The organism is Rhizobium sp. AN5, from assembly GCF_900215255.1.
GTDB lineage: Bacteria > Pseudomonadota > Alphaproteobacteria > Rhizobiales > Rhizobiaceae > Agrobacterium > Agrobacterium tumefaciens.
Window position 1 is genome coordinate 620,269 of record NZ_OCMJ01000003.1, and the last position, 16,827, is coordinate 637,095.

Sequence of the window (16,827 nt, forward strand, 5' to 3'; positions counted from 1 at the left end):
CCATGCAACGTTTTCTCAAAAATCGCGAATGGCTGCTGGCGGGCATCATCGTCATCATGATCGCAGGCTTTGCGCTGCGCGCGCCCGGTTTCGGTAAGCCGGCCAATCTCGTCAATATCTTCAACGATACCTCCATCCTCATCATCCTGGCGCTTGGCCAGATGGCGGTCATTCTGACCAAATCCATCGATCTTTCGGTTGCCGCTAACCTTGCCTTCACCGGCATGGCGGTGGCGATGACCAATGCCGCCTTTCCGGGAATTCCACTGCCGCTTCTCATCGCCATGGCGGTCGGCATCGGCGCGTTTCTGGGATCGATCAACGGCGTGCTGGTCTGGTGGCTCGGCATTCCGCCCATCGTCGTCACGCTCGGCACGCTCACCATCTATCGCGGCATGGCCTTCGTGCTTTCGGGCGGCGGCTGGGTGAATGCGCACCAGCTTTCGCCGACTTTTCTCAACGTGCCGCGCACCATGATCCTCGGCATGCCGGTTTTATCCTGGGTCGCCATCCTTATCATCGCCGGCGCCTGGCTCGTGCTCAGCCGCACCTCTTTCGGCCGCTCCGCCTACGCTTCCGGCGGTAATCCGGGCGCTGCGGTCTATGCCGGCATCGATGTCGGCCGCACACGCTTTCTGGCTTTCGTTCTGTCGGGTGCACTGGCAGGACTTGCGAGCTATCTCTGGGTATCGCGTTATGCCGTCGCCTATGTGGATATCGCCGCCGGTTTCGAACTCGATAGTGTGGCGGCAAATGTGATTGGCGGCATCTCCATTGCCGGCGGCATCGGCTCGGTGGCAGGCGCTGTGCTCGGCGCACTGTTTCTCGGCGTCATCAAGAACGCCCTGCCCGTCATCGGCATTTCTCCCTTCGCGCAAATGGCGATTTCCGGCGTGGTTATCGTGCTCGCCGTCGTCTTCAACGCCCGCGCCGAAGCTCGAAAAGGGCGCATCATCCTGCGCGACCGGGCGGCAAGCGATCAGGCCAAGGAGGCCGCAGCATGAGTACGAATTCTCAACCGGCGCAGAAGCCGCGCATCATTCCAGACAAGCTCGGCACGCCGTTGCGCCGTCTCCTGGCGAGCTGGGAAGTGCTGCTGCTCGGCGTCGCGATCCTCATCTTCATCGCCAATTCGTTTGCCTCGCCCTATTTCCTCAATGCCTGGAACCTGTCCGACGCGACGTTCAACTTCACCGAAAAGGCGATCATCGCCTTTGCGATGGCGCTTCTGATCATCGCTGGCGAGATTGATCTCTCAGTCGCCGCCATCATCGCTCTCGCCTCCACCGCAATGGGTGCGGCGGTGCAGATGGGTGTCGGCACGCCGGGGCTCGTCGCCATCGGCATCGGTACCGGGCTACTCTGCGGGGCGTTCAACGGCTTTCTCGTCGCTGGCCTGAAACTGCCATCCATCGTCGTCACCATCGGAACGATGAGCCTGTTTCGCGGTATTTCCTATATGGTGCTGGGTGATCAGGCCTATGGCAAATATCCGGCGGATTTCGCCTATTTCGGTCAGGGTTACGTGTACTCGGTCATCTCCTTCGAATTCGTACTGTTCCTCGCCATGGCCGTCATCTTCGCCATTCTGCTGCACGCCACAAATTTCGGCCGGCAGGTCTATGTCATCGGCAACAATCCGTTTGCCGCCCGTTTTTCCGGTATTCCCGTCGAACGGGTGAAATTCATCCTCTTCCTTTTGACCGGCCTGATGAGCGGCATCGCCGCCGTCTGCCTCACCTCGCGGCTCGGTTCCACCCGCCCCTCGATTGCTCAAGGCTGGGAGCTTGAAGTCGTGACCATGGTGGTGCTCGGCGGGGTGTCCATTCTCGGCGGCTCCGGCACCATTGCAGGCGTCGTCATCGCTGCCTTCGTCATGGGCCTCGTCACCTTCGGCCTCGGTCTTCTGAACGTGCCTGGCATCGTCATGTCGATCTTCGTCGGCCTGCTTTTGATCATCACCATCGCCATACCCATCGTTGTGCGCCGCCTTCGCGCCATCAGAGGCTAAACCATGCCGGAATTAGAGAAACACGCTTTCAAGATGAAACTCTTCGCCGGCAAGCAAGCCGAATATAGGCGGCGCCATGACGAGATATGGCCGGAACTGGTTGCTCTCCTGCACGAAGCGGGTGTGAGCGACTATTCCATCCACCTCGACCCGGAAACCGACATCCTGTTCGGCGTGCTGACCCGCCCGAAGAACCACGGCATGGCAGCATTGCCCGAGCATCCAGTGATGAAGAAATGGTGGGCGCATATGGCTGACATCATGGAAAGCAATCCCGATAATTCGCCTGTCGCGACTGACCTTGTGACTGTGTTCCACCTGCCATGAATGACATGACAAAGCCACGCCGCGTCGCGGTCATCGATATAGGCAAGACCAATGCCAAGGTCGTTGTCATCGACACCGGAAGTGGCGAAGAGATAACCGGTGACAGACGTTCCAACCCCGTCCTTCGCGACGGCATCTATCCGCATTACGATGTGGAGATGCTCTGGAGCTTCATTCTTACCTCTCTGCGGCGGTTCGCGGAAGAGCCGGGTTTCGACGCTATTTCCATCACGACCCATGGCGCGTCTGCCGCACTTCTTGACGAAAACGGCGATCTTGCCATGCCTGTGCTGGATTACGAGCACAGCTACCCCGCAAGCGTTGCGGAAGCCTATCTCCGCATCAGGCCAGATTTTGCTGAAACCGGCTCGCCCTCGCTTCCAGCCGGATTGAACCTTGGCGCACAAATCCATTTCCAGAAAACCGCCTTTCCGCAGGAATTCGCTGGGGTGCGCAGCATCGTCACCTATGCGCAATATTGGGCGGGGCGGCTGACCGGCGTTCAGGCCACCGAGACGACTTCGCTCGGTTGCCATACGGACTTGTGGAATCCGCGGCTGAAGGCGTTTTCATCGCTGGTCGAGCGCTTGGGCATTGCGCAATTGATGGCGCCGGTGCGCTCCGCCTTCGATGTACTCGGGCCAGTCCGCGAATCGGTGGCGCTGGAAACCGGGCTTTCGGCGGATATATCGGTCTATTGCGGCATCCATGATTCCAACGCCTCGCTCCTGCCGCATCTGCTGCGGCGGCAGGGTGATTTTTCGGTCGTCTCCACCGGCACCTGGGTGGTGAATTTCGCCATCGGCGGTACGGCGGAGGCGCTGGATCCCGCCCGTGATACACTTTTGAATGTCGATGCCCTCGGGCGTCCCGTTCCTTCCTCCCGCTTCATGGGCGGCAGGGAATATGAAATGCTGACGCAACAATTCGGACCTGCTCCGGACGAAGAAACCGAAGCCGCTCTCGGCGGCGTGCTCACCAGAGGCATGATGCTGTTGCCCAGCGTCGTCAGCGGTTCCGGCCCCTTCCCCGGCAAAACAGCGCGCTGGATGGCCGACGATAATGCCACGGTTGCTGAACGGCACGCGGCAGCGGCGCTTTATCTCGCCCTGATGACGGAGTTCAGTCTATCGCTCATCGGGCGGAAAGGCCCGATACTGGTCGAAGGGCCATTCGCCAGCAATGCGCTTTATCTCAAGGCGCTGGCAGGTTTTGCCGAAATTGAGGTCATCGCCGTCAGCGGTTCCACAGGCACCAGTGCCGGGGCAGCACTCCTCACCGGTATCAAACCACTTGCCGGCCGCGAGCGTCATTTCGCTCCCGATGCCATTGCAGGGCTTCCCGCCTATCGCAGCGAATGGCAGGCCCGCCTGGCTTGACGCAAGACGACAAAATGCGGCCGGGTATCCAGCCGCATTCCGTTTTGTAAAAGGATCAAGCCTTGATGAAGGCCAAGAGATCGGCGTTGAGCACATCGGCATTGATGGTCAGCATGCCGTGCGAGAAGCCGGGATAGGTCTTCAGCGTACCGTTTTTCAGGAGCTTCACCGATTTCAGCGCAGAGTCCGCAATCGGCACGATCTGGTCATCTTCACCGTGCAGCACGAGTGTAGGCACGCTGATGGCCTTCAGGTCTTCGGTCTGGTCGGTTTCCGAAAATGCCTTGATGCCATCGTAATGCGCCTTGGCACTGCCCATCATACCCTGCCGCCACCAGTTCTGGATCACGCCTTCCTGAACGGTCGCTCCATCGCGGTTGAAGCCGTAGAACGGGCCGGAGGGCACATCGCGGAAGAACTGCGCGCGGTTTGCGGCAAGTGCTGAACGGAAGCCGTCAAAAACCTCCATCGGCAGGCCCTCGGGGTTGGCCTCGGTCTTGAGCATTAGCGGCGGCACGGCGGAAACCAGAACGGCCTTGGCGACGCGGCCTGCGGGTTCACCGTGTTTGGCAACATAACGTGCCACTTCGCCACCGCCGGTGGAATGGCCGATATGCACGGCATTTTTCAGGTCCAGCGCTTCTGCAACGGCAAAGGCGTCTGCGGCATAATGGTCCATGTCGTGACCTTCGGAAACCTGCGCGGAGCGGCCGTGACCACGGCGATCATGGGCGACGACACGATACCCTTTCGAGAGGAAAAACAGCATCTGTCCATCCCAGTCGTCGGAGCTGAGTGGCCAGCCGTGGTGAAACACGATGGGCTGAGCATCCTTCGGGCCCCAATCCTTGTAGAAGATGTCTGTTCCATCTGTCGTCTTAACAAAGCCCATGATCGTTTCTCCTTCGGTTGCGTTGGCATCTTCCGGTGCGATCTATGTTGTGCGCCGGTTTGATGGAGGGATGATGACGCAGGAAAACAGCCGCAACAATTGCAACAATAATTCTGAATGAATTGCTGATCTGGCAATAATGGCCGTGCCGCCCGCTGTCTTACGCCCCGGTACCGGCGCTAAACGGCACCACGACCGAAAAGTTGCGACAGAAGACGCAAACGGATTGAAATAACCAACCGGATAAGTTGCGTTTTAAATTGTAATCAACGGCGTGAGGGCGCGGCCGCGCCTGCATACCGCCGGAAACGAAACTCGCTAAGTTGCTCGAACTCTCAATCCACGTCGGGATCGTATTCCCTCGGGCTGTCGTCCTTGGAAAACAATACGCAAGGGCCGCGTGAACCGCGCGGATCATACGCGTAACCCTTGGCGGTCAGTGCCTGCATGATGTCGCGAACACCTTCGAGGCCATAAAGGTGATCGTGCAGCTCGACGAATATCCGTTCCACGCCAGCAAGCTCGGCATTGCCGAGCAGATCGCGTTCCGCGCCCTCGATATCCATCACGAGCGCAGTGATGCCCCGGCTGGCGACAAACGCATCGATATTCTCGGACGAGATTTCGATGCGCTTTTCATAAGGACCCTGATTTTCGTCCATGGACGACATCCAGAGATCCTTGCGGACATAGAAGGGATAGGTACGCGGCTCGTCAGCCGTGAGAAGCCCTTGGGAAAACACGACATTGCCACGGCAATTTGCCTTGATCACCCGTTCCGCCAGTGCCGCTGTGGACGGATTGGCCTCGAATGCCCAAACGGAAACATCCTTAATACCGGCAATGATCGAGGTTATGATGCCGATGCCGGACCCCAGTTCCAATACGCGGTCGCCGGGCTTGATGGCTTTCAGGACGCTGCGGGCCTCTTTCGCCTCATAGCTGCCGTCGGTCAGCGCCTGCCATATGACGGGCGATACCTCATCGGAAGAAAGAGGCAGGGCTACTCCATGCACGTCCAGAATTTCCATGTTTTCCAAGCCCTTTCTCAAAACACGGTCTCGTCAACAGAACGATCCCGCATAGACCGCGAATGCTCTACAGTATCGGTGCGACAACCGGTATTGGTTTTCGCTGGCAGCGATGTATCCCCTGAAATTTAACATGGCTTGCCCTGTTCGAAAGCAAACCCGTTCAAACGGAACTCCAGGCCACCAGTTCCTTGGCCGGCAACGGCCTGCTGATCAGATAGCCCTGTACCAGATCGCATCCCAGACGTTTGACCAGCTCATATTGCTCCTCCGTCTCGATGCCTTCGGCGATGGTGGTCATTCGGAGGCTGCGCCCAACGCCGACCACGAATTCGACGATCGCCAGCGCGTCGCGGTCGCTGGTAATATCGCGCAGGAATGACCGGTCGATCTTGATCTTGTCGAACGGCACGCCGCGCAAATTCGCAAGCGAGGAGTAACCGGTGCCGAAATCGTCCATGGCGATCTGGATGCCGACGGCCTTCAGCCGCGTCAGCGTGTTGATCGTCTGGTCGCTCTTGTTCAGCAGGATCGATTCGGTGATCTCAAGCTCGAGCCGGCTCGGCTCCAGCCCGCTTTTATCAAGCGCACCCATCACGTTCTGAATGAGGTTGGTACTGTGGAACTGAACCGGCGAGAGATTGACCGCCACCTTCATGTCCTCATCCCATCGCATCGCCTCGCGGCAGGCGGTCTCCATCACCCATTTTCCGAGCGAATGGATAAGGCCGGTTCTTTCCGCAACGGGGATGAACACGCTGGGCGGAACATCGCCGCGCACCGGATGTTTCCAGCGCAAAAGTGCCTCGAAGCCACAAAGCTTGCGGGTCTGCGTCGCCACCTGCGGCTGGTAATAGACCTCCATCTCGTCGTTCTGCAGCGCCGTCTGCAGATCGGCCTCGAAGGATTTCTTTTCGGTCAGCTGCTTCTGCATGCGGACCTTGAAAACACTCGCCCGGCCAGGGCCGATGGCCTTGGCTTCATAAAGCGCCAGATCCGCGCGCTTGAACAATTCATCCGCATCGACGGTACCATGCGATATGGCAATGCCGATGCAGGTGCCGATTTTCACCTCCTGCTCGCCGAGCTGGTAGGTCCGGCTGATCTGCTCGATAAGCTTGGAGGCGAGTCGGCGCGCCGTGTCCTCATTGAGATCATCGGACACGACAGCGAATTCATCGCCGCCAAGGCGGCAAACCATGTCGTAATCACCGCCGATCCCCGAAAGGCGCTGTGCCACGGCCTGAAGCAGGGCGTCGCCCGAATCGTGGCCAAGCGTGTCGTTGACGTCCTTGAACCCGTCGAGATCAAGTAGAAGAATGGCCGTGGTTCCATTACCGCCGAAGGAGCGGCGCAACCGCTCGATCAGTTCCTGCCGGAACAGCGATCGGTTCGGCAGGCCCGTCAGCGCATCATGATAGGCATCATGCTCCAGCCGGACATTCTTGGCCTGCAATTCAAGCGTGGCGGCGCGCAGGTCGTCCGTCAGCCCGCGCATGCTTTTCTGCGCGCGGTTCAACAGATCGTTCTGGCGAAGCAGCAATATCACCAGCGCGATGCCGCACAGGATCAATCCGCCCGCAAGCGCGGTGTAGACGATATGCAGCTTGCGCACGTCCTCATGGGCCGTATCGATCAGATTGACGTCATAGGCGACCGACGACGAAGCCAGCGTCGTCATCGGCGCATCGAGCGAGCTCATCTCGGAGAGCAGATCCGGAACATCCCTTGGCTCCAGGGTGTTCATCTGCTGTTCCAGGCGGGCCAGAACCGCGTCAAGGCGGGTTACGAGATCCCGCCATTGCTGTTTTTCATTGATGAAAGCGCCGAGGTTACCCTGCTTCAACAGCTCCAGGCGGCTTAGCATGATGTCCATGCGCAGCTGCAATTCGTCCCGGTCTATGACACCGGGACTGAGCGCAAAAACGGCCAATTTGTTCTGAAGGCGGAGATATTCCGCCACGGTCTGACTGACCGCCCACGAATCGTTATAGCGGGCAAATTTCTGCAGAGCGGTCTGACGCTCGGCAATGACGAAAGCGATATAGCCCGTTGCCAGGACGAAGCAACAGATGATCACCGCCACAAGTTTTCGCAAACGGCACCTTTATTCCACTATCAATTTGGCAACTTGCCATGCGGACCGCGAATAATAGGTCTGCTTCTGCAATTCCGGGTCGCTATCATAGGGATAGATGACAAACAGCGGACCCTTTTCGCGGACTGTCATGTAGTTGCCATCCAGCTTGATCGCGAGGATAACGTTAAATTTCTTAAAATCCTCAACCGGTATGGTGCTCACATAATCGTTGAGTGCAACTGCCGTTACGCTGGTGCCTTTTGCGCCGACGAGATCCATCAACTTTGCCAGTGACACGCCGTCAAAACGAACACGGCCATCGTGCCAGGGCGTCGTGGTCTCCACCGTCACCATGCCCAATCCCTCCAGCATGTCGCGGTCGAATACCGCAGCGCCATCGGCATTGGTGTTGGTGATGTTTCCGGAGATGGTCAATATCGGCTTGCCTTGCGGCTTGGCGATCGTCCCGGCCTCGGCACAGGAAAGCCACATGAGCGACAGAAACGCACTGAGAAGTACCCGGGCGAAACTCATACTCTTTCTCCATCTAGCGTTCAGGTCGAGGGGTTTTCGCCAACCTCTGAGGGTCAAGGGAACCGACGCTCGCAATATATATCAGGAATGAATGTTATATCCTTAGTGAGATTTTATCCGTATTTTCTCTAGGTTTTGAGTAAACCATTTGGATAATTTTTCCGTCTTATTGTACTTTTTTACACTTCACGCCCTGTTATGACGCAAGCAACACTACAAGCTATGTCTTCCTATCAATCCGTCTGGTGCGACAAAGGCCGAATTGTGGCATATGCGTACTTGCTCACAAACAGCAACACATGATTCGCGCGCGCCGGACAAGACCAACGCGCGTTCTGCATCCGCCTGCCTGTCAGACAGGAAAGCCGAGAGACAAGTTCCGCATCACAGAAAAATCATGGCGAGTGCCAGAGCGAACGGTTGAAACATACCGTACGCAACTTAATATAAGAGCTGTCATTTCCGTTTCCGGCGTTTCAGCTCCCTCTTGCCGGAAATGCCCAGACGCCCGTTCCGCGCAGCGAAAGCGGCGATACCGGACATAGTCCGGTCAGGAAAATTCTGTTCACGTCTCCGGGCTGGACGGCACCCTGCCGTATCGGCCGCATCATGAAGGTAGTCCCTATGCACACCTATCCCGACATCAAACTTCTCATTGATGGCGAATGGCGAGACGCCGTTTCCGGCAAGACGATCGCCGTATCCGACCCTGCGACCGACGAAATCATCGGCGCGATCGCCCATGCCGAAAAGGCGGACCTCGATCTGGCGCTTGCCGCTGCCGAGCGTGGCTTCAAGGTCTGGCGCGACACCTCGCCTTTCGAGCGTTCCAAGATCATGCGCAGGGCAGCCGACATACTGCGTGAGCGCAAGGACAAGATCGCATATATAATGACCCGCGAGCAGGGCAAGCCGCTGTCGCAATCAGCAACCGAAATCATGGGCGCCGCCGATACCATCGACTGGTTCGCCGAAGAAGCACGTCGCACCTACGGCCAGGTCATTCCGGCGCGTGCAACCGGCGTTTCCCAGCTTGCCATCAAGCTGCCGGTTGGTCCCGTCGCGGCGTTTACGCCATGGAACTTCCCGATCAACCAGATCGTCCGCAAGCTGTCGGCTGCCCTTGCCACGGGCTGCTCCATCATCGTCAAGGCCCCGGAAGAAACACCGGCATCGCCGGCGGAACTGATCCGAGCGTTCGTGGATGCGGGCGTGCCGGCAGGTGTCATCGGTCTCGTTTACGGCGTGCCATCCGAGATTTCGGAATATCTGATCCCGCATCCGGTCATCCGCAAGATTTCCTTCACCGGCTCCACGCCGATCGGCAAACATCTGGCAGCCCTTGCCGGCAAGCACATGAAGCGCGCCACGATGGAACTCGGTGGTCATGCGCCAGTGATGATCTTTGACGATGCCGATATCGAAAAAGCGATCGAGGTGACCTCGCTTGCCAAGTTCCGCAATGCCGGTCAGGTCTGCGTCGCTCCCACCCGCTTCCTCGTGCAGGACGGTGTGGCGGATCGCTTCCTTGAAGGTTTCGTGGAAGCCACGAAGGCGATCAAGGTCGGCAACGGCCTGGAAGAAGGTGTCGTCATGGGGCCGCTCGCCAATGAGCGCCGCATCCCAGCGCTGGAAGGTCTGATCAACGACGCCGTTTCCCATGGCGCGGAACTGAAGACCGGTGGCCGCCGAATCGGCAACAAGGGCAACTTCTTCGAGCCCACGGTGCTCGCCAACGTGCCCGTGACAGCCAAGATCATGAACGACGAACCCTTCGGTCCAGTCGCCATCATCAACCGCTTCTCGACATTCGACGACGCCATCAACGAAGCGAACCGCCTGCCTTTCGGCCTTGCATCCTACGCCTTTACCAGCTCGGTCAAGACTGCGCATGCGCTCGGCCACCAGGTCGAGGCGGGCATGCTGACCATTAACCACAACGGCCTTGCGCTTCCCGAAGTCCCCTTCGGCGGCGTCAAGGATTCCGGTTATGGCACGGAAGGCGGTTCGGAGGCGGTTCAGGCCTATCTGGAAACGAAATTCGTCAGCCAGATGAGCTGAAGCTCTGGATGCAAACTCGGGGCGGGTGACAATATCCGCCCTGAACTTGAATTTGGCGAACCCGGAATCTCCACGCATCGTCACCCCGGACTAGATCCGGGGTCCAGCACGATCAAGTCATTGACCGCAAAAGACTATTCACCGCGCAGGCGCGCAGTGGCCGGATGCCGGATCAAGCCCGGAATGACGGAGTGAAAGGCCTTCGTCAATCTGTGAAGAAGCAAGATTTGCTATGTCTTTTCTTCGGTAGAACCACCTTCCCTTGCCTCCATCCTCATCATGCCCTAAAAGAACAAAAAGTGAACTTTGAGAGGCCATATGAGCGAGACAGCGGCACCTGCGTTGAAGGAAATCTTCAACCACGAAAAACTGCGACACATCGCCGATCAGACTAAAGCCGTTCATGCGCCTTTCGATGTTCCCGCCTTCATGGCGCTTGCCACGACAAATCTCGAAGCGCTGGGCATCATGCAGCGCATGCGGCAGGTGGCGACCAGCCTGCACGCCACGCTTCCCGGCGACTATGCCCGCAACATCGAAATTCTGACAGCCGCAGCACCCGGGATAGGCAACGGTTTCGCATCCATTTCGCTGCCGGAATATGTGGCGCTTTACGGTCTCGACGATTTCGATCTTTCCATGCAGGCGCTGCAATATTTCACCCGTTTCGGCTCCGCGGAATTTGCCATCCGCCATTTCCTGCAAAGGGATCTGGCCCGAACACTTGCCGTGATGGAAACATGGTCGCGACAAGACAACGAGCATGTGCGAAGGCTGGCGAGCGAGGGTTGCCGGCCGCGCCTGCCATGGTCGTTCCAGCTCAAAGCCCTGATCGATGATCCCTCGCCGGTCACAGCAATCCTCGATGCCATGAAAGCCGACGAGGCACTTTACGTGCGCAAATCCGTCGCCAATCATCTGAACGACATCACCAAGGACAATCCCGCTTTCGTGCTGGCGCTCATCGACACATGGCCGAGGGAAAACCCGCATACACGCTGGATCGTGCGGCAGGCCTTGCGCACTCTGGTCAAGAAAGGCGACGCTGCCGCACTCGCCCATTTCGGTGCGCATGAGGAAGCGCAGATTGCGCTTTCGGCGTTTCAGGTTTCTCCTGAAAAGGTCGCTCTTGGTAATCCGGTGCGGATTTCAGCTTCTTTCACCTCGACGGCAGAAAGCCCGCAGAAGCTTGTGATCGATTATGCCGTGCATTACGTGAAAAAAAACAGTGACGCCTCCGCGAAAGTATTCAAGTGGAAAGAAATCGAGTTGCAGCCGGGCGAAACATGCGCGCTCTCGATAAGCCGCGCCATGCGTGATTTCACCACCCGCAAGCACTATGCGGGTGTTCACAAGGTTGACCTGATGGTCAATGGCAGGCTGGCGGCCGAGGCCTCTTTCGAACTGCTGATATGAGGCTGGTGAGAGTGTCCCTCAAGCCGCCGGGAAAATCTTCGCACGGCGGATGATGACGGAACCGCGATCGCCTGCCGCGACATCATTTTCCGGCGGCACGTCGAATTCCAGGAGATCGCCGCCATCGGTACTGGCGATCACCCGCCGCTCGCCTGCCCGGTCGAGAACCCGCGAAACCGAGGCTGGAATGCCCTCGTGCAGATCTTCCCATTCCAGATCGGAGGGACGGGCATAGATCTCGACGGCGCCATCCGCCTGACCGTAGGAGAAGGGCAGTTCGTTGTCACCGACATAGACCTTGCCGCCGCGCGCCACGCCGGACACACGGTTGGCGTCGCCGAGAAAGCGCATGACGAAGGCGCTGTTCGGCTGGCGGCAGACTTCCTTCGGTGTGCCCTGCTGCACGATCTCGCCCTGATTGAGGATGACGACGCGGTCAGCGAGATCAAGTGCCTCTTCCTGATCATGCGTCACGAAAATCGTGGTAATGCCCAGTGCACCGTGAATTTCACGCAGCCAGCGGCGCAGGTCGCGGCGCACATTGGCATCCAGCGCACCGAAGGGCTCATCCAGTAGAAGCACTTTGGGATCGACCGAAAGCGCACGGGCCAGCGCCACACGCTGCCGCTGCCCACCGGAAATCTGCGCCGGGAAACGGTCGCCCAGACCGTCGAGCTTGACCAGGTTCAACAGTTCCTTGACCCGCGCATCGATCGCCGCTTTGTCGCGCTTCACCTTCGACACCTTCATGCCGAACGCGATGTTTTCATGCAGCGTCATATGCGGAAAAAGTGCGTAGTGCTGGAACACGAAACCGACGCCGCGATCGCGCACCGGAATATTGGTGGCGTCTTCGTCTCCAAAAAAGATGCGGCCGCCATCGCTATATTCGAGACCCGCGACCATGCGCAAAATCGTGGTTTTTCCGGAGCCGGAAGGGCCGAGCAGCGCCAGAAGCTCGCCACTTTCAATATCGAGCGAAACATCGCGCACCGCGCGGAACGTGTCGAAGGTCTTCACCACATTTTCGAGGCGGATTTTCATGGGAATCAGGTCTCCGTGGCGATGGCGGCACCGCCGCTGGTCTTCTTGGCCCCGCGCCCCGCACCACGCCCTTCCAGCGCTACCTTGGCGATGATGGTGACGACGGCGAGCAAAGCGAGGATGGAGGCGGACGCGAAGGCGCCGGCCGTCTGGTAATCATGGTAGAGCAGCTCGATATGCAGCGGCAGCGTGTTGGTCTGGCCGCGAATATTGCCTGATACGACCGAAACCGCGCCGAATTCGCCCATGACGCGGGCGTTGCACAGAACGACGCCGTAGAGCAGCGCCCATTTGATATTCGGTAGCGTCACCGAAAAGAAGGTGCGCCAGCCGGATGCGCCAAGCGAGGTCGCTGCCTCCTCGAGATCACGGCCCTGCGCCTGCATCAATGGGATCAGCTCGCGCGCCACAAAGGGTGCCGTGACGAACATCGACGCGATGACGATGCCGGGTAGTGCAAAGAGTATCTTGATATTGTGCGCATCGAGGAACGGCCCAAACAGCCCCTGCAGCCCGTAAACGAAGAGATAGGCGACACCGGCGACGATCGGCGAGATGGAGAAGGGTATCTCGATCAGCACCAGCAGGAAGCGCCGGCCGGGAAAATCGAATTTGGTGATCGCCCATGCGGCCGCGACGCCGAAGGCCGTGTTGATCGGCACGGCAATCAGCGCCGTCAGCACCGTCAGCATGATGGCGTGGCGCGTATCGGGGTGGGTGATGGTGGCTGAGTAAACCTTCCACCCCTGCGAAAAAGCCTCGACCCCGATGATGGTCAGGGGAGCGACAACCAGGAACGCGCCGATGACGAGCACAAAAGCGATCAGGCTGCGGCGAACCCAGGGCGCGTCACCGACGCGCGGTGGCTTGCGATGCGAGGAAATGGCGCTCATGTCTCAGCTCCTCACCGTATAACGAAGCGCACGCGCCTGCAGGTAATTGGTCACCGCCAGCATTACGAAGGCCGCGATGAGCAGCACGGAGGCGATGGCGGCGGCGGCCTGATAATCATATTCCTCCAGCCGGATGAATATCAGCAGTGCCGTAATTTCGGTTGAAAACGGCTGGTTGCCGGCAATGAAGATGATGGCGCCGAACTCACCGAGGCTGCGCGCGAAAGAGAGCGAGAGACCGGCCAGTAGAGCCGGCGTCAGAAGCGGCAGGATGACCTTGCGGAAGATTTCGAGATCGGAACCGCCGAGCGACTGCGCCGCCTCCTCCAATGCCGGATCGAGGTCTTCGAGCACCGGCTGCACGGTGCGCACGATGAATGGTAGACTGGTAAAGGCCATCGCGACCATGATGCCGAGCGGCGTATAGGCAACCTTGATGCCGAATTGCGCAAGCACCGAGCCGAACCAGCCGTTACCCGCAAACAGCGTCGTCAGCGCAATGCCGGCAACGGCGGTGGGAAGCGCAAAAGGGAGATCGACAATTGCATCGACAAGGCGCCAGCCGGGGAAACGGTAACGCGTCAGCACCCAGGCAAGTGCCAGTCCGAAAACGACGTTGAACAAGGTGGCGGCCAGCGCGCAGAGCACCGTGACGCGGTAGCTCGCAACAGCACGCGGCGACGAGATAATAGCCCAGTATTCGGCAGGCCCGAGGCTCGCCGCCTTGAACACCAGCGCCGAGAGCGGCAGAAGCACGATGATGGCGACGTAAGTGAGGGTAACGCCGAGGGACAATTTAAGCCCCGGCAGAACATTCCGCTTCAAACCCCGCCCCCATTTCATCATAAAGCGACCCGGCAGTTTCCCGCCGGGTCTTTTACTTGTTGCATATCGTCGTGATTAACGGCTGCCGTAGAGCGTATCAAGCGTTGCGCCGGACGCAAAATGCTCTTTCTGGATTTTATTCCAGCCGCCGAAGACGTCATTGACGTTGACGAGGCGAATGGCCGGGAACTTGTCCTTGAATTCGCCGACAACCTTTTCGTTGTGAACGCGATGGCCGAATTCGGCAGCAATGCGCTGGCCCTCTTCGGTGTAGAGGAAATCGAGGTAGCTCTTCGCAAGATCGCGCGAGCCGCGCTTGTCGACCACCTTGTCCACCACGGCGACCGGGAATTCGGCGAGCAGGCTGACGGAAGGCACCACGCCTTCAACCTTGTCGGCGCCATATTGCTTGGCAATGCCGCGGGTCTCGGCTTCGAAGGTGATCAGCACGTCGCCGATTTCACGTTCCACGAAGGTGGTGGTGGCGGCGCGGCCTCCGGTGTCGAAAACAGGGGTGTTGTCGAAGATTTTCTTGACGAATTCCTGAACCTTCTTCTCGTCGCCGTTGAACTTCTCCTTGGCGTAGGCCGTGGCGGCGAGATAGGTGTAACGGGCGTTACCCGAGGTCTTCGGATTGGGGAAAACCACCTTCACGTCGTCACGGGCAAGATCGTCCCAGTCCTTGATGTGCTTGGGATTGCCGGCACGCACAAGGAAGGACGGGAAGGAATAGAACGGCGAGGCGTCGTTCGCGAAATCCTTCTGCCAGTCGGCGGAAACGAAACCCTGCTTCACCAGAAAATCGACATCCGTTACCTGGTTGAAGGTGACGACATCAGCTTCCAGACCCTCAACGATGGCACGCGCCTGCTTGGAGGTGCCGGCGTGCGACTGATCAACCGTGATACCCGGATGCAGCTTGATGAAAGCCTCGTTCTCGGCTGCGAAAACCTCACGGGCAACATCGTAGGAGGCGTTGAGAATGGTGGTCGGAGACTGCGCCTGCGCCGCACCTGCAAAAAGAGCGGCAATGGCAGTGCCGATAATGAGAAGACGTTTCATGAATACCCCCGGAAAATCGAATGGTCGTCAACATAACGGGGGGCGACAACGCCCGCGAGCAACAGCCGTGCGTTAAGCCGCAGGAGGTTAGAAATTTCACCCAAGCAACAGCAATTCAAAAGGCGATGATTTCATATATGTCCGCAAGCCGGATTTCTTTTGCGCTGCGCAATCTAAAGGCGGTGCTCCGGAAAGAGATTACCGGAATGTTTGGTAAAATATGGCAGAAGGTCTTCTTCACGCACCTCTTCCAGCTGTGCCGGTCGCCAGCGCGGATTGCGGTCCTTGTCGACCAGGGCCGCACGCACGCCCTCATAAAAATCATGACCCCGCAATATCTCTGTGCCAGCGGCAAATTCCCGTTCAAGGCATTCGATGAGGCTGGCGCTTTCCCGCCCCAGACGCAGCAGTTTCAGGGTTAGTTTGAGACTGGTAGGGGAGCGTTTTTTGAGAATTTCCAGAGTCTCGCGCGAAAACGTATCGTCACGCTCCGAAAGTGCTGCGAAAATCTCCTCGACCGTGTCGAAACGGAATGCCGCGTCGATGATCTCACGGTGTGCAGAGAGGACGCCCTCACCAGCTTCGACGGCATAAGTTCCGATTACCGCCTCGACACCATCAGGATCGAGCGCTTGTGATAGATTCTCCACCAAATCTGTAAGGCGCGCAGAAGGGACGAAACAATCGGCAAAACCGGCATAGATCGCGTCGGCAGCAGTGACCGCATTGCCTGTCAGCCCCAGCCAGGCGCCGCATTCGCCCGGTGCTCTGGGCAAAAGCCAGGAACCGCCGACGTCAGGGAAATAGCCGATACCGGTTTCCGGCATGGCAAGCTTCGTCCGCTCGGTGACGATGCGGTGGCTGCCATGGGCGGAAATGCCGACGCCGCCACCCATGACGATGCCGTCCATCAACACGACGTAAGGTTTACCAAAGCGGGCAATGCGATAATTCAGCGGAAACTCTTCGCGCCAGAAATCCAGCACCTGCGGATCGCCCGCTTTGCCGAGATCGTGGATGATGCGGACATCACCCCCGGCACAGAGCCCCCTGTCGCCTTCTCCTGTCAGCACCACGCAGGAAACGTCAGGGTCATCCTCGAAACGGTGAAGCGCCTGAAGCATGGCACGAACCATCGGCAGCGTCAGGCTGTTGATGGCTTTCGGACGGTTCAGGTGGATGATGCCGGCCCCTCCCCGTCTCTCGATGACGACCTGCGTCTCCGCTTCCGTTGCAACTTCCAAGGTCGCCTCCTCCGCTACCGTTCACCAG

General features: G+C 58.6%; 15 protein-coding genes. 6 read left to right on the top strand and 9 right to left on the bottom strand.

The annotated features are described in order from the left end of the window. Positions 1-2 precede the first annotated feature (2 nt). From CRP02_RS06225 to CRP02_RS06240, 4 genes are read left to right on the top strand one after another with little or no spacing between them, the layout of a single operon-like run. Complete coding sequence (locus CRP02_RS06225) at positions 3-1,004, top strand: ABC transporter permease (protein WP_097170579.1); 1,002 nt, start codon at positions 3-5, stop codon at positions 1,002-1,004. Then, on the top strand, positions 1,001-2,011 hold the full coding sequence (locus CRP02_RS06230; RefSeq protein WP_003511205.1) for an ABC transporter permease: 1,011 nt from the start codon (positions 1,001-1,003) through the stop codon (positions 2,009-2,011). The genes CRP02_RS06225 and CRP02_RS06230 overlap by 4 nt, the downstream gene beginning before the upstream one ends. A 3-nt stretch (positions 2,012-2,014) precedes the next feature. Continuing rightward, positions 2,015-2,338: an L-rhamnose mutarotase gene (rhaM, locus tag CRP02_RS06235; RefSeq protein ID WP_003511206.1), complete on the top strand. Its 324-nt coding sequence runs from the start codon at positions 2,015-2,017 to the stop codon at positions 2,336-2,338. Next, complete coding sequence (locus CRP02_RS06240; RefSeq protein ID WP_097170580.1) at positions 2,335-3,717, top strand: FGGY-family carbohydrate kinase; 1,383 nt, start codon at positions 2,335-2,337, stop codon at positions 3,715-3,717. Before rhaM ends, CRP02_RS06240 begins: the two co-directional genes overlap by 4 nt. A 55-nt stretch (positions 3,718-3,772) precedes the next feature. Here CRP02_RS06240 and CRP02_RS06245 read toward each other — a convergent pair whose 3' ends face one another. The 4 genes from CRP02_RS06245 to CRP02_RS06260 all read right to left on the bottom strand — a co-directional run bounded on the left by CRP02_RS06245 (position 3,773) and on the right by CRP02_RS06260 (position 8,254). Beyond that, a complete protein-coding gene (locus CRP02_RS06245; RefSeq protein ID WP_097170581.1) occupies positions 3,773-4,609 on the bottom strand; it encodes an alpha/beta fold hydrolase in 837 nt (278 codons plus the stop codon). A 335-nt stretch (positions 4,610-4,944) separates the two neighbouring features. Next, positions 4,945-5,640 (bottom strand): FkbM family methyltransferase, encoded by a 696-nt coding sequence (locus tag CRP02_RS06250; protein WP_097171265.1) that lies wholly within the window; start codon positions 5,638-5,640, stop codon positions 4,945-4,947. A gap of 163 nt (positions 5,641-5,803) precedes the next feature. Continuing rightward, positions 5,804-7,726 carry a putative bifunctional diguanylate cyclase/phosphodiesterase gene (locus tag CRP02_RS06255; protein WP_236742517.1) on the bottom strand — a complete coding sequence of 641 codons (1,923 nt, stop codon included), beginning with the start codon at positions 7,724-7,726 and terminating at the stop codon, positions 5,804-5,806. A 21-nt stretch (positions 7,727-7,747) separates the two neighbouring features. Then, positions 7,748-8,254, bottom strand: a complete 507-nt coding sequence (locus CRP02_RS06260; protein WP_003511212.1) for a molybdopterin-dependent oxidoreductase — start codon at positions 8,252-8,254, stop codon at positions 7,748-7,750. A 624-nt stretch (positions 8,255-8,878) separates the two neighbouring features. On the opposite strand from CRP02_RS06260, the gene CRP02_RS06265 reads away from it, so the two are divergent. Together CRP02_RS06265 and CRP02_RS06270 are read left to right on the top strand one after the other, a co-directional pair. After that, complete coding sequence (locus CRP02_RS06265) at positions 8,879-10,315, top strand: NAD-dependent succinate-semialdehyde dehydrogenase (RefSeq protein WP_003511213.1); 1,437 nt, start codon at positions 8,879-8,881, stop codon at positions 10,313-10,315. A 318-nt stretch (positions 10,316-10,633) separates the two neighbouring features. Further along, positions 10,634-11,731 carry a DNA alkylation repair protein gene (locus CRP02_RS06270; protein ID WP_097170582.1) on the top strand — a complete coding sequence of 366 codons (1,098 nt, stop codon included), beginning with the start codon at positions 10,634-10,636 and terminating at the stop codon, positions 11,729-11,731. 18 nt (positions 11,732-11,749) lie between these two features. On the opposite strand, the gene CRP02_RS06275 is transcribed toward CRP02_RS06270, so the two are convergent. The 5 genes from CRP02_RS06275 to CRP02_RS06295 all read right to left on the bottom strand — a co-directional run bounded on the left by CRP02_RS06275 (position 11,750) and on the right by CRP02_RS06295 (position 16,799). Further along, the gene (locus CRP02_RS06275; RefSeq protein WP_097170583.1) at positions 11,750-12,775 is read right to left on the bottom strand and encodes a sulfate/molybdate ABC transporter ATP-binding protein; all 1,026 of its coding nucleotides are present in this window, start codon (positions 12,773-12,775) and stop codon (positions 11,750-11,752) included. Between the two features lie 5 nt (positions 12,776-12,780). After that, positions 12,781-13,668 carry a sulfate ABC transporter permease subunit CysW gene (cysW, locus tag CRP02_RS06280; RefSeq protein ID WP_003511217.1) on the bottom strand — a complete coding sequence of 296 codons (888 nt, stop codon included), beginning with the start codon at positions 13,666-13,668 and terminating at the stop codon, positions 12,781-12,783. Positions 13,669-13,671: 3 nt separating this feature from the next. Beyond that, positions 13,672-14,514 carry a sulfate ABC transporter permease subunit CysT gene (gene cysT, locus CRP02_RS06285; protein WP_013761717.1) on the bottom strand — a complete coding sequence of 281 codons (843 nt, stop codon included), beginning with the start codon at positions 14,512-14,514 and terminating at the stop codon, positions 13,672-13,674. A gap of 54 nt (positions 14,515-14,568) precedes the next feature. After that, the gene (cysP, locus tag CRP02_RS06290; RefSeq protein WP_065659633.1) at positions 14,569-15,555 is read right to left on the bottom strand and encodes a thiosulfate ABC transporter substrate-binding protein CysP; all 987 of its coding nucleotides are present in this window, start codon (positions 15,553-15,555) and stop codon (positions 14,569-14,571) included. A 173-nt stretch (positions 15,556-15,728) separates the two neighbouring features. Then, the gene (locus CRP02_RS06295) at positions 15,729-16,799 is read right to left on the bottom strand and encodes an enoyl-CoA hydratase/isomerase family protein (RefSeq protein WP_097170584.1); all 1,071 of its coding nucleotides are present in this window, start codon (positions 16,797-16,799) and stop codon (positions 15,729-15,731) included. Positions 16,800-16,827 lie beyond the last annotated feature (28 nt).